This window comes from Cellulomonas sp. SLBN-39, assembly GCF_006715865.1.
GTDB lineage: Bacteria > Actinomycetota > Actinomycetes > Actinomycetales > Cellulomonadaceae > Cellulomonas.
On sequence record NZ_VFOA01000001.1, the window covers coordinates 1,430,889 to 1,444,090 of the forward strand.

General features: G+C 77.0%; 10 protein-coding genes. 8 read left to right on the forward strand and 2 right to left on the reverse strand.

Going from position 1 to position 13,202, the window contains the following annotated elements; translation table 11 throughout:
• The first annotated feature begins 10 nt into the window (after positions 1 to 10).
• The 4 genes from FBY24_RS06480 (at position 11) to FBY24_RS06495 (ending at position 4,066) form a co-directional block, all read left to right on the forward strand.
• Positions 11 to 703 (forward strand): RNA polymerase sigma factor, encoded by a 693-nt coding sequence (locus FBY24_RS06480; protein WP_255432264.1) that lies wholly within the window; start codon positions 11 to 13, stop codon positions 701 to 703.
• A complete protein-coding gene (locus FBY24_RS06485; RefSeq protein ID WP_142159077.1) occupies positions 696 to 1,949 on the forward strand; it encodes a hypothetical protein in 1,254 nt (417 codons plus the stop codon). Before FBY24_RS06480 ends, FBY24_RS06485 begins: the two co-directional genes overlap by 8 nt.
• A gap of 85 nt (positions 1,950 to 2,034) precedes the next feature.
• Positions 2,035 to 2,568, forward strand: a complete 534-nt coding sequence (locus FBY24_RS06490; RefSeq protein ID WP_255432265.1) for a sigma-70 family RNA polymerase sigma factor — start codon at positions 2,035 to 2,037, stop codon at positions 2,566 to 2,568.
• On the forward strand, positions 2,561 to 4,066 hold the full coding sequence (locus tag FBY24_RS06495; RefSeq protein WP_142159081.1) for a hypothetical protein: 1,506 nt from the start codon (positions 2,561 to 2,563) through the stop codon (positions 4,064 to 4,066). Before FBY24_RS06490 ends, FBY24_RS06495 begins: the two co-directional genes overlap by 8 nt.
• Before the next feature lie 114 nt (positions 4,067 to 4,180).
• On the opposite strand, the gene FBY24_RS06500 is transcribed toward FBY24_RS06495, so the two are convergent.
• Both FBY24_RS06500 and FBY24_RS06505 read right to left on the reverse strand, forming a co-directional pair.
• A complete protein-coding gene (locus tag FBY24_RS06500; RefSeq protein WP_142159083.1) occupies positions 4,181 to 5,275 on the reverse strand; it encodes an inositol-3-phosphate synthase in 1,095 nt (364 codons plus the stop codon).
• Positions 5,272 to 5,910: a PadR family transcriptional regulator gene (locus FBY24_RS06505; protein WP_142159085.1), complete on the reverse strand. Its 639-nt coding sequence runs from the start codon at positions 5,908 to 5,910 to the stop codon at positions 5,272 to 5,274. The genes FBY24_RS06500 and FBY24_RS06505 overlap by 4 nt, the downstream gene beginning before the upstream one ends.
• Positions 5,911 to 6,170: 260 nt before the next feature.
• On the opposite strand from FBY24_RS06505, the gene FBY24_RS06510 reads away from it, so the two are divergent.
• Genes FBY24_RS06510 through FBY24_RS06525 form a run of 4 tightly spaced genes read left to right on the forward strand, consistent with a single transcriptional unit; the run spans position 6,171 to position 13,097 of the window.
• A complete protein-coding gene (locus FBY24_RS06510) occupies positions 6,171 to 9,005 on the forward strand; it encodes an MMPL family transporter (protein ID WP_142159087.1) in 2,835 nt (944 codons plus the stop codon).
• Positions 9,002 to 11,002: a YhgE/Pip domain-containing protein gene (locus FBY24_RS06515; RefSeq protein WP_142159089.1), complete on the forward strand. Its 2,001-nt coding sequence runs from the start codon at positions 9,002 to 9,004 to the stop codon at positions 11,000 to 11,002. Before FBY24_RS06510 ends, FBY24_RS06515 begins: the two co-directional genes overlap by 4 nt.
• A gap of 18 nt (positions 11,003 to 11,020) precedes the next feature.
• Complete coding sequence (locus FBY24_RS06520) at positions 11,021 to 11,719, forward strand: response regulator transcription factor (protein ID WP_142159091.1); 699 nt, start codon at positions 11,021 to 11,023, stop codon at positions 11,717 to 11,719.
• A 1-nt stretch (position 11,720) separates the two neighbouring features.
• Positions 11,721 to 13,097, forward strand: coding sequence for a cell wall metabolism sensor histidine kinase WalK (locus FBY24_RS06525; protein WP_142159094.1), 1,377 nt, complete (start codon positions 11,721 to 11,723; stop codon positions 13,095 to 13,097).
• Positions 13,098 to 13,202: the final 105 nt, after the last annotated feature.

Consider the following 13,202-nt stretch of genomic DNA (forward strand, 5'->3'; position numbering starts at 1 on the left):
CCAGGCTACGGTGCCCGCCACGACGCGCCCCTCGACGCCTGCGTCCGACCGGGCGACCCGGTCCCGACCCCACCCCAACCTCGTCGCCACCCACGTCGTTCTGCACCCCGACACCCGCGACGACCAGGAGGACCGCGTGCCGGACGGATGGGAACCGATGCTGGAGGCGCTGGTGCGCGAGCGCTGGCCGGCGCTGCTCGCCCGCGCGCGGATGCTCGCCCGCGACCCGCGCGACGCGGAGGACCTCGTGCAGGAGGCCCTCGTGGCCACCTTCCGCGGCCGGGCGCGGTTCGCGTCGCTGCCGGAGGCCGAGCAGTACGTGCGGCGTGCGGTTGTCTCGCGGTTCTACGACCAGGCGCGCCGGGCGCAGCGCGAGGGGGCCGCGTCGCGGCGGCTCGCCGCGCGGCCCGTGCCCGACGTGCCCGGGCCCGACGTGCGGGCCGCGGGCCTCGCCGACGAGGTCGAGGCAGCGCTCGCCGAGCTCGCGCCCCGCGAGCGGGCGTGCGTGGTGCTGCGGCACCTCGACGACGTGTCCGTGCGTGACACCGCCCACCTGCTCGGCCTGAGCGAGGGCGCCGTGAAGCGGTACACCTCCGACGGCGTGCGTGCCCTCGCCGTCCGGCTGGGCGTGCCCGCGCCGTCCGAGCCCGCCGGCGCACCCGTCCGCCTGGTCCCGACCGTGAAGGAGGCCCGCCGTGGCTGAGCGACCTGACGACCTGCACGACCTGCTGCGTGCGGCGGCGCACCAGCGGGAGACCTCGCTGGCGGCCGCGAGCCCGACCGACGGCGTGCTGCCCCGCACGGTGGCCCGGGTCCGCCGGGCCCGCCGCGGTGCCGTCGCGGCCCGGGTGCTGCTGGTCGCCGCCCTGGTGGTGGGGGTCGCCGGCGCCGCGTGGTGGGTGCCGTCCCCGCAGGTCCCGCAGCCGCCCGCGTCGCCGAGCCCGGCGACGTCGCCGACCCCCACCCCTTCGCCGGCAGGCGCCGCCACCGTCGACGTGCCCGGCCTGGGTCCGCTCGTGCAGGCCGGGCGCGGGGACGTGGAGGACGCGGCCGAGGGGGCCGTCCTCGCCCTGTGGCGTGCCCCGGCAGCCGAGGACGACGTCCGACTGCTCCTCGTCCGGCCGGACGGTGACGTCCTGCACGTGGTGCGGGCCCCGGACGGTGCCCGGGACCTGCGCGCCTGGGACGGCGGCGCCGCGGTCGTCTGGTCGTTCGGTGCGCAGGAGGCCCAGGCGTTCCGGGTCGACCTCCTGACCGGGGCCGCCCGGGAGGTCGGGTCGGACGCCGGCGCCGGGACGACCACCGACGGGCGCCCGGGCGAGCGGTCGCCCGACGGCACCGCGGTGCTGGTCCGCGGCGAGGACGGCACCGTCGTGGTGGGCGCGGACGGGGTGCGGACGCTCCAGCTGCCGGGGCCGTGGTGCCAGGTCGTCGGGTGGAGCGACGCGGCGCACCTGCTCGGCACCTGCACCGACGCGCCCGCCGCGGGCGCCGTGCCCCACGCCGCCGACGGCCCGACCGTGCACCTCCTCGACGCCACGTCGGGGCAGTCGGTCGCGCAGCAGGCGCTCGGGGCCGGCGACCCCTTCCCCGTCGGTCGCAGCGTGCTCACCGAGGTCGGGCTCGTCGTCCTCGCGGCACCCGTCGCCGCGACGTCCGCGGACGTGACCGCCACCGGTCCGGTGTGCGCGGGGTCGCTCGTGACCTTCGACGGGCTCGACCCCGCCGGCCCGCTGCCCGTCGACCGGTCCGCACGCCTCGACGGCTCGCACCTGACGTCGGCGCCGGGCCGCGTGCTCCTCGCCGGGCGTGATGCGTGCACCGACGCACCCGGGCCGACGACGCTGGAGGCCGTCGACCTCCTGACCGGCGACGTGTCGACCCTGCTGCCGGCACCGACCGACGGTGCGGAGGGCGACGGGCTGCTGTCGTGGGTCGGCCGGGGGTGAGCACAACCCCGCGCCGGGCTGCTCCGTTGTCCTCACGGCTGCTCACGACGACGGAGGAGGCGGAGTGCCACGACCATGGGAACCCGTGCTGGACGCACTGGTCCGCGATCGCTACCCGCGGCTGATCGCCCGTGCGGTGCTGGTGACGGCGACGCACGCGGACGCGGAGGACCTCGTGCAGGACGCGCTGGTGGCGACCTTCTCGAGCCGGGCGCGGTTCACGCACGTGGCCGCGGCGGAGCAGTACGTGCGCCGCGTGATCGTCACGCGCTCGGTGGACCGGGCCCGGACCGACGGCGCCGAGCGCCGGGCGCTGGCCCGGACGGCGGCCGAGCCGGTGCCGTCGGGCGAGGTCGTGCTGCAAGGGCTGGAGCGTGACGTCGTGGCGGCGCTGCGCGATCTCGCGCCACGCCAGCGGGCGTGCGTCGTGCTGCGCCACCTCGACGACCTCTCCGTCGCCGAGACCGCGCGGCTGCTCGGGATCGGCGAGGGGTCGGTCAAGCGGTACACCGCCGAGGGCGCTGCACGGCTGCAGCAGCGGCTCGGTGCGCAGGCCATGGACGAGCCGGAGCGGGTCCGCGTGGACCTGGTGGGCAGCGAGGAGGGGCGACGTGACTGATCTGGGAGACCTGCTGGCGGCGGCGGAGGACGGCGTGGAGCGTGCTCACGGCGGCGCGGCGGGCGCGGCGGGCGTGCTCGTCGGGGCCCGCCGGGCCGTCCGACGGCGACGCGCCGCCCGTCTCGCGCGCGAGGCCACGGTGGGTGCCGTCGCGACCGTCGCCATCGGGGCGGTCGCGTGGTGGGGGGTCGGGGGCGGGCCCGGCCCGACGGCGCCGGCGGCCACGGGGACGGCGACGCCCACCGCGACCGCGGCACCCACGCCCACCACCACCGCGGCCGCGCGGGGCGACGCGCTCCAGGTGGTGGACCCCGTCCCCGGGGCCGCCGACCTGCTCGCGGCGACCGGGGAGGGCTGGACCATGGTCGGCACCTGGCAGTACCGGGTGGGCATCGACGAGACCGGGGTGATCGACCCGGCCGACATGCGCTCCACGACAGCGCTGCAGGCTCCCGACGGCACGGTCACGACGCTGTTCGATGACCGGGCGTCCGCGGGGGCCTCGATCGTCGCCTGGCAGCCGGGGAGCCCGCTGGCCGTCGCGATCGCCAGCGACGCCGACGACCAGTACGTCGTCGGCACGCTGGACCTGCGCACCGGCGTGCTCGAGCCGACCGAGCTGATGTGGGACAACCAGCCGCTCGGTGCGTCGGTCACCGGCGAGACGCTCTGGGTGAGCACGCCGCTGCCCGCCGACCTCGCGGACGGCAGCAGGACGGGCAACTACCGGCCGGCCGGCCCGGGCTCACGTGTGGCCCAGGACCCGGCGCTGCTCGCCGAGGTCTACGGCGGGGACGTCGCCGAGCACTCCGGCACCCTGCTCACGCTGGGCACCGACGGCTCGGTGCGCGACCTGGGGGAGGCCACGCTGCCGAACTACCTGCACCCGCTCAGCCCCGACCGCACGTGGCTGGCGCTGCGGGGCGAGGGTGGCGGCTGGGTCGGCGTGGACGTGCGCGACGGCGCGCGGCACGACCTGCCCCGCTGGCCGGCCGACGAGAGCTGCCGGCCCGTCGGCTGGGTCGACGACGCGCAGGCCGCCGTCTCGTGCCCGCGCGCCGACGGCTCGTGGGAGCTGTGGGCCGTGGACGTGTCGCAGGACGCGGAGCCGCGGTCGCTCGCGGTCTCCGACGTGCCGCTGCGCGACGCGTGGCCGCTCGGTGACGGCCGGGTCGCGATCGGGCGGGTCGTCATGCCGGCGCCGTGCGACACCACGTCCGACCCTGCGGTGCTCGAGGGCGGGCAGATCCGCTCGCTGACCACGGGCTGGTCGCCGTCGGAGCACGGCGGGGACCTGACGGTCGTCGACGGGAAGATCCACACGTCGCTCAACCCCTGCTACGCGGGCGGGCGCTCCGACCCGCAGCGCACGGTGCTCGTCGACCCGGACACCGCCGAGGTCACGACCCTCGCGTGGCTCGAGAGCCACCGCCCCGGCCAGGTCGTCGTCGACGGTGAGTGGCGCGTCGCCACGTGGGGGTACGTGACGAACCGGTGAGCCGGTCCGCGCGCGGAGGGCGCGTCGGGCCCAGCAGGACGGCCGAGGGGCCGGTGAGCGTGTGCTCACCGGCCCCTCGGCCGCGGTCAGGCCGGGCGAGCCCGGCGCTGGGTGTCAGCGCTCGATCTCGCCGCGGATGAAGGCCTCGAGCTGCGCCCGGCCCTTCGTGTCCTCCATCTGCACCGGCGGCGACTTCATGAAGTACGTCGCGGCGGACAGGATCGGGCCGCCGACGCCGCGGTCCTTGGCGATCTTCGCGGCGCGGAGCGCGTCGATGATGACGCCGGCCGAGTTGGGGGAGTCCCAGACCTCGAGCTTGTACTCCAGGTTCAGGGGGACGTCGCCGAACGCGCGGCCCTCGAGGCGCACGTACGCCCACTTGCGGTCGTCGAGCCACGCGACGTAGTCCGACGGGCCGATGTGGACGTTGCGGTCCTCCTTCTTGCCCGCCAGCGGGCCGTCGTCGATGTTCGACGTGACGGCCTGCGTCTTGGAGAGCTTCTTGGACTCCAGGCGCTCGCGCTCGAGCATGTTCTTGAAGTCCATGTTGCCGCCGACGTTCAGCTGGTACGTGCGGTCGAGGATGACGCCGCGCTCCTCGAAGAGGCGGGCGAGCACGCGGTGCGTGATGGTCGCGCCGACCTGCGACTTGATGTCGTCGCCGACGATCGGCACACCGGCGGCCTCGAACTTCGCGGCCCACTCCGGGTCGGACGCGATGAACACGGGCAGCGCGTTGACGAACGCCACGTTGGCGTCGATCGCGGCCTGCGCGTAGAACTTGGCCGCGTCCTCCGAGCCGACGGGCAGGTAGCAGACCAGCACGTCGGCCTGCGTGTCCTTGAGGACCTGCACGACGTCGACCGGCTCGGCGTCCGACTCGTCGATCGTCGCCGAGTAGTACTTGCCGAGGCCGTCGAGGGTGTGGCCGCGCTGCACCGGGACGTCCAGCGGCGGGACGTCGGAGATCTTGATGGTGTTGTTCTCCGAGTTGAAGATCGCCTCGGAGAGGTCGAAGCCGACCTTCTTCGCGTCCACGTCGAACGCGGCGACGAACTCGATGTCGCGGACGTGGTAGTCGCCCATCTGGACGTGCATGAGGCCGGGGACCTTGGCCTGCGGGTCGGCGTCACGGTAGTAGTGCACGCCCTGGACCAGCGACGCGGCGCAGTTGCCGACGCCGACGATGGCGACGCGGATGGAGGTCATCCTCGCTCCTTCTCGGTGTGCGCCTCGGTGCGACCCTCGGCGTCGTTCTCGGGGGCGGCCGGGCGGCCACCCCCGTCGGGGCGGGCGCGGCGGATGCCGCGCTCGTTGTCGATGAGGTCGTCCAGCCAGCGCACCTCGCGCTCGACGGACTCCAGCCCGTGACGCTGCAGCTCCAGCGTGTACTCGTCCATGCGCTCACGGGTGCGCAGGAAGGACTGGCGGACCAGCTCCAGCCGCTCGGTCAGCCGCGACCGCCGGCCCTCGAGGATCCGCAGCCGCGTCTCGGCGTCGGTCTGCCCGAAGAACGCGAACCGCACGTCGAAGTTCTCGTCCTCCCAGGCCGCCGGGCCCGAGGAGGAGAGCACGTGCTGCAGGTGCTCCTTGCCCTCGGCGGTGAGCTGGTACACGATCCGGGCCCGCTTGCTGGCCACGGTGCGGTCGTCCGGCGACTCCGTGCCGACGATCAGCCCGCGGGCGACCAGGCTCTTCAGGCACGGGTACAGCGACCCGTACGACAGGGCGCGGAACGAGCCGAGCACGAGGTTGACGCGCTTGCGCAGCTCGTAGCCGTGCATGGGTGACCCGGCGAGCAGGCCGAGGATGGCCGGCTCGAGCACCTCGGTGCGTCCGCGCACGCCGTCCTCCTCACCGTCCGTCGGGCCGGGCCCGTGGCGTCCGTGCGCGTCCGACGCGCCGGCGGTGTCCGGATCCGATGTATCAACTCGATACATCCGGAGAGTAGATCGGCTGCGACGTCCGCACAACCGTGACGCGCCGGCGGGCCGCGCCCGCGGGTCGTCAGGCAACCGTCAGGCGCCCGGTCGGTGCCGCGTCAGGTCCGTGACCTGGGATCGGGGCCGGCGCGTGAGGGTCGCGCGCCCCACCCGGAGGACCCGTGTCGCTCGCCCTGTACCGCCTCGGCCACGCCGTCGGCCGCCACCGGCTCCTCGTCGTCGGCGCCTGGGCCGTCCTGCTGCTCGTCGTCCTCGGCCTGGCCCGCACCCACGGCGGGGAGTACGACGACGACTTCTCCATCCCCGGCACCGAGTCCGAGCAGGGCATGGACGTGCTGGCGCAGCGGTTCGGGTCGGCCGCCGTCGGCGCCAACGCCCAGGTGCTCTACCGCGCGGACGACGTCACGGCGCCCGACGCGTCGGCCGCCGTCGAGGCGTCGCTCGCCGCGGTCGAGGCGGTCGACGGGGTCGCGGGTGTCACCGCCGCCGACAAGGTCGACGTGACCGACGCCCACGACGCCGCCCTCGCGACCGTGCAGCTCGAGGACGCCGAGCCGTCCGACGCCACCCTCGACGCGCTGCGCGAGGCGGCCGTCGTCGACGCCGCGGGCGTGACGTCCACCGTCGGCGGCAACGCGTACGGCGGCGGCGGCGGCGCGGGCGCGAGCCACACCGCCGAGGCCGTCGGGCTCGGCGTCGCCCTCGTCGTGCTCGCCCTCACCTTCGGCTCCCTCGTCGCCGCCGGCCTGCCGATCCTCACCGCGCTGCTCGGCGTGGGCGCCACCCTCGCCGGCCTGCAGCTCGCCGCGTCGGCCGCCACGATCTCGACGACCACGCCGTCGTTCGCGTCGATGCTCGGGCTGGCCGTGGGCATCGACTACGCGCTGTTCGTGCTGTCCCGGCACCGCGCGCAGCTCGCCGACGGCATCGAGCCCCGGGAGTCCATGGCCCGCGCGCTGGGCACCGCGGGCAGCGCCGTCGTGTTCGCCGGCGCGACGGTCGTCGTGTCCCTCGTCGGGCTCGTCGTCGTCCAGATCCCCGTGCTGACCTGGATGGGGGTGGCCGGGGCGCTGGCCGTGACGCTGGCCGTGGCCGCCGCGCTGACGCTGCTCCCCGCGGTCGCGCTGCTCCTCGGCACCCGCCTGCGCCCCCGCGAGCGCCGCCCCCGTGCCCTGCGGCCGCGTCCCGACCGGCTGCGCCCCGACCGCCCCCGTCCGGCCCGCGCGGGGCGACCGGCGCTCGCGGCGCGCTGGGTCGCCCTGGTCACGCGTGTGCCGGTGCTCACCGTGGTCGTGGTCGTGCTCGGCCTGGGCGTCGCCGCCCTGCCCGCCGCGGACCTGCAGCTGTCGCTCACCGGCGGGCAGGGCGGGGCGCCCGGCACGCCCGAGCGGGCGCACGCCGACGCGGTCGCGGACGCCTTCGGCGCCGGGTCGGCCGCCCCGCTGCTGATCACCGCGGACATCCTGGCCGGCGACGACCCGCGCGGCACGGTCGAGGACCTGGCCGCGGCGGTCGGTGACGTCGAGGGCGTCGTCGAGGTCACCGCCGCGACGCCGAACGCGGCGGCCGACACCGCCCTCGTGCGGCTCGTCCCGCCCGGCGGTGCGTCCGACCCGGCGACGGTCGACCTGGTGCACCGGCTGCGCGAGGCCGCCCCGGCGATCGAGGCGCGGACGGGGGCGACCGACCTCCTCGTCACCGGCAGCACGGCGGTGACGGTCGACACGCAGGAGCTGCTCGCGGACGCGGTCGTGCCGTTCGGCGCGACCGTCGTGGGGCTCTCCCTCGTGCTGCTGGCCCTGGTCTTCCGGTCCGTGGCGGTCCCGCTCAAGGCCACGGCCGGGTTCGTGCTGTCCGTCGGGGCGTCCCTCGGGGCGATCGTCGCGGTGTTCCAGTGGGGCTGGGGCGCCGACCTCGTGGGGGTGGCCGAGCCGGGGCCGGTGGTGAGCTTCCTGCCGGTCCTCGTCATCGGCGTGCTCTTCGGCCTCGCGATGGACTACGAGATGTTCCTGGTCAGCCGCATGCGCGAGGAGTACACGCACCACGGCGACGCGCGCGCGGCGGTGCTGGCCGGGTTCACGCACTCGGCGCCCGTCGTCGCGGCCGCCGCGCTCATCATGGTCGCCGTCTTCGCGGCGTTCGTGCCCGGCGGGTCCACCACCCTCCAGGCCATCGCGTTCGGCCTGGCCGTCGGGGTGCTCGTCGACGCGTTCGTCGTCCGGATGACGCTCGTGCCGGCCGCCCTCGTGCTCCTCGGCGACCGGGCGTGGTGGATGCCCGGGTGGCTCGCCCGGCGGCTGCCCGTGGTCGACGTCGAGGGCGAGGCGGTCGTCCGGTCCCTCGCCGCCGCCCGCGCCGCGGCCGCCCCCGACGCCCCGGCGCTCCGCGCCCGCGGGCTCGTGCCCCGGCCGGGCGACACCGCCCTGGACGTCGACGCCCCGGCCGGCGCCGTCACGGTCGTCACCGTCGGCAGCGACGCCGCCGCGGACGCCGCGGCCCGCGCCCTGACCGGCCGGGCCCGGGCTACCGGCGACGTCGCCGTCGGCGGGCTCGTGCTGCCCGAGCAGCGCGAACGGGTGCGGTGCACCACCGCCGTCGTCGCCGCCGACCCGCCCCTGCGGGCCGGCACCGTCGAGCGGCACGTCGCCCGGGCGCTGGCGCTGCTCGGCACCCCGCGGCGCCGACGCCCCGCCCTCCTCGCGCGGGTCGGGCAGATCACCGGCCTGCACGGCCCCGTCGACGCCCTGACCCGGGACCAGCGGCGGCTGCTCGTCGCCGCGGTCGCGCACGTGCACGGCGCCCACGTCCTCGTCCTGCCCGGACCCCCCGACACCGACGTGGCCGCGGTGCTCGTCCGGCACGGCGCCACCGTCGTCCTGCTCACCCCGCGGGCCCCCGCACTCCCGCAGGACCACCCGTCGCCCACGGCCCCGCCCCGCCCGGCGCCGCACGTCGCGACCCCCGCCCCCGCCGTCGCCCAGGAGGCGCACCGATGACCCCGCGCACCCCGACCCGCACCCGCCGCCGCACCACCGCCCAGGTCCTCGTCACCGGCGTCCTGCTGCCCCTGCTCACCGGCGGGCTCCTCGCCTGGTCCTGGAGCGGCCGCACCGACGCCGTCGACCAGGTCCCGCTCGCGATCGTCAACGAGGACACCATCGTCACCGGCGACCAGCCCATGGCCGCCGGCCGCGCCCTGACCGCCGCGCTCGTGCACCCCGACGACGGCACACCCGCCCTCGGCTGGCAGACCACCGACGCCGCCACCGCCGAGGCCGGCCTCGCCGACGGCACCTACCACGCGGTCCTCACCATCCCCGAGGACTTCTCCGCCGCCGTCCTGTCCGCCGGCACCGACGACCCCGAGCAGGCACGCCTCGACCTGCAGACCGACCCCACCAGCACCGACGTCGCCACCCTCGCCGCGCAGGCCGTCACCACCGCCGCCGCCGACACCCTGGGCGACCAGGTCACCACCGCCTACCTGGAGAACGTCCTCGCCGGCGTCGACACCCTCGGCACCTCCCTGGGCACGGCCGCCGACGGCGCCGGCGCGCTCGTGGACGGCGCCGGCAGCCTGGCGGACGGCACCGCCACCCTCGCGGACGGCACCGCCCGCCTCACCGAGGCCACCGGCACCCTCGCCGACGGCACCGACCAGCTCACCACCGGCGCCGCCGCGCTCGCCGACGGCCTCGGCACCCTCGCCTCGTCCGCCACCACCCTGGCCGACGGCGCGACCGGCCTCGCCACCGGCACCGCCGGTCTCGTCGACGGCACCGCCGCCCTCGCCGACGGCGCCACCGCCGCCGCCACCGGAGCGACGTCCCTCACGCAGGGCGCTACCGCCGCGGCCGACGGCGCCACCGCCCTGGCCACCGGACTCGCCCAGCTCGACGCCCAGTGCCCCCTCGCCTCGCCGTCCGCCGCGTTCTGCGCCCAGCTCGACGCCGCCGCCACCGCGAGCGCCGACCTCGCCACCGGCACCCAGACCGTCGCCGACGGCACCGCCACCCTCGGCGGCAACCTCACCGGCCTCACCGACGCCACCACCCGGCTGGCCGCCGCGGCCGTCCAGGTCGACGCCGGCGCCGACCAGCTCGCGTCCGGCACCGGCGCCCTCGCCACCGGCGCCGACGGTGCCGTCGACTCCGCCCGCACCCTCGCCGACGGCACCGCGACCGTCGCCGGCGGCACCCATGACCTCGCCACCGGAACCCAGGACCTCGCCGAGGGGGCCCAGCAGCTCGCCGACGGCGCCGACGACCTCGCGAGCGGCGCCGACGACCTCGCCGACGGCCTTGCCGAGGGCGCCTACGCCGCACCCGCCACCACCACCGCGCAGCAGGAGCAGACCGCGTCCGTCGTCAGCCGCCCCGTCGGCGTCACCACCTCACCCCTCGCCCCGGTCGACGGCCGCCTCGCCGCCGCGTCCGCCGCCGTCGCCCTGTGGCTGGGCGCCCTCGCGACCCTCCTCGTCGGCCGCCGCGGCCTGCGCCCCGACGACCTCGACGCACCCACGGCCACCCCCCGGCTCCTGCGGGCCGTCCTCGCGCCCCGCCTCGCCGTCGCCGCGCTGCAGGGCGTCGTCGTCACCGGCGCCGTGGCCGCGCTCGGCGCCGACCCCGACCGTGCGCTCGCCGTGGGGGCCCTGAGCCTCCTCACCGCCCTCGCCCTGGCGCTCCTCGCCACCGGCGCCATCCTGCGCGGCGGCCGCACCGGCGTCCTCGCCCTGGCCGTCCTCACCGCGCTCCAGCTCGCCGCCCTCGGCGGCCTCGTCCCCGTCGAGACCGCACCCGCACCGCTGCGCACCCTCGCCGCCCTGCTGCCGCTGGGCGCCTACGGCGACGCGGCCACCGCCCTGTCCGACGGGCACCCCGTCGACCCCGGTGCCGTCCTCGTCGTCGTCGCCTGGGGCCTGGCCGGCCTCGCGCTCGCCGGCACCGGCCTGCGCCGCCGCCGCACCGCACCGTTCGCCGCCGTCCCGGCATGAGCGCGCGATGATGCCCGCATGAGCCCGCGCGTCCTCGTCGTCGACGACGACCCCGACGTGCGCGAGATGCTCGTCCAGGCGCTCACGTTCTCCGGCTTCGACGTCACCGACGCCCCCGACGCGGGGGCCGCGCTCGCGGTGCTCGGGTCCGACGGGACGGACGTGGTGCTGCTCGACGTGATGATGCCGGGGCTCGACGGGTTCGACCTCGTGCAGCTCGTGCGCCGCCGCGAGCCCGACCTGCCCGTGCTGTTCCTCTCGGGGCGCGACGCCGTCGACGACCGGGTGCGCGGCCTGCGGCTGGGCGCCGACGACTACGTGACCAAGCCCTTCAGCACGGTCGAGGTCGTCGCCCGCATCGAGGCCGTCCTGCGCCGCCGCACCGCACCCGGCCCGCCGCCCGACGCCGACGACGGGGTGCTGCGCTGCGCGGACCTGCTGCTCGACCCCGCGCACCACCGCGTCGAGCGCGGCGGCGCACCCGTCGCGCTGTCGCCCACGGAGTTCCGGCTGCTCGCGCTGCTGCTCGAGCACCGCGGCCGCGTCGTGTCCAAGGGGCAGATCCTCGACCAGGTCTGGGGCTACGGGTTCGGCGGCGAGACCAACGTCGTCGAGCGCTTCGTGTCGAACCTGCGGCGCAAGGTCGACGACGGGCACCCCGCCCTGATCCGCACGGTGCGCGGGTTCGGGTACGCGGTCCGCGCCCCGGAGGCCTGAGGTGGGCTCGATCCGCCGCCGCCTGACCGTCGGCATGGTCGCCGCGATGGCCGTCGTGGTGCTCGCGTTCGCCGGCGCGACCACGCTCATCGTGTCCCACGTCCTGGCCGACCGGTCCCGCGACAACCTCGCCGCCACCGCCGAACGCACCCGCGGCGCCCTCGCCGCCGTGGACGGCATCACGCTCGACGACGACGACCTGCGCGGGCTCGTCGGCGGCCAGACCGGCCTGCGGGGCGTGGTCGTCGTCGGGTCGGGCGGCACCGTGCTCGCCAGCTCCCAGGTCGACCCCGCCGACGCCGACGTGCTCGCCGCCGTCGACGCCACCGAGCCCGCGCCCGCCGCCGGGCACTACCTCGCCGTCGGCATCCCCACCGCCGACCTCGACCTCGCCCTCGAGCGCGACGGCACCGCCACCCAGGTCGTGCACGTCGTCCTCACCGTCGACACCACCGAGCAGGAGGCGGTCGTCGACGCCTTCGTCACGCTCGTCGCGGTGGGCGCCGTCGTGTCGATCGCCGTCGTCGTGGCGTCCGCCGTCGTCATCGTCGGACGCGGGCTGCAGCCGCTGCGCACCATGGCCGACCGCGCCGACGCCGTCGCGGCCGGCGACCGCACCCGCCGCCTGCCCGTCCAGGACCGCGACGACCCGGCCATCGCCCGCCTCGCCCGCACCGTCAACGCCGCGTTCGACGCCCAGCAGGACGCCGAGCACCGCGTCCGCGCGTTCGTCGCCGACGCGTCCCACGAGCTGCGCAGCCCGCTGACCGCCGCGACCGGCTGGGTCGACCTCGACCTGCAGGGAGCCCTCGACGACCCCGCCCGGCGCGAGCACGCCATGCAGCGCGTCGCCGCCCAGCTCGCCCGCATGGGCACCCTCGTCGACGAGCTCGCGACCCTGGCCCGCACCGACGCCGGCACCCCCCTCGCCGCCGAGCCCGTCGACCTGGGTGCCCTCGCCGCCGAGGTCGTCGAGGACGCGCGCGTCGTCGACCCCGACCGCCGCATCCGCCTCGTCGCCGCCCCCGCGCCCGTGCTCGGCGACCCCACCCGCCTGGCGCAGGTGCTGCGCAACCTCGTCGCCAACGCCACGACCCACACGCCCCCCGACGCCGCCGTCACGGTCACCGTCACCCCGGGCGCCCTGCGCCACCAGGTCACGGTCGCCGACACCGGCCCCGGCATCCCGCTCGCGCACCTGCCGCACCTGTTCGAACGCTTCTGGCGGGCCGACCCCGCCCGCGGGCCCGGCGGCTCCGGCCTCGGCCTGGCCATCGTCCAGTCCCTCGTCGAGGCCCACGGCGGCACCGTCGCGGTCACCAGCACCCCCGGCACAGGCACCACCGTCACCCTCACCCTCCCCACCCACACCCCCTGACCCCCCGACCCCACCCCCGCCGACCCCACCCCGCCGACCCCGTCATCGGTGCCGCCCCGCCCACCCCAGCCGTCACGGATGACGGTCTCGCCACCACCCGGCTGG

Coding starts and splice junctions, on each gene's coding strand:
- FBY24_RS06500 (WP_142159083.1), bottom strand. CDS start 5,275: ATGACCTCCATCCGCGTCGCCATCGTCGGCGTCGGCAACTGCGCCGCG.
- FBY24_RS06515 (WP_142159089.1), top strand. CDS start 9,002: ATGACCCCGCGCACCCCGACCCGCACCCGCCGCCGCACCACCGCCCAG.
- FBY24_RS06520 (WP_142159091.1), top strand. CDS start 11,021: ATGAGCCCGCGCGTCCTCGTCGTCGACGACGACCCCGACGTGCGCGAG.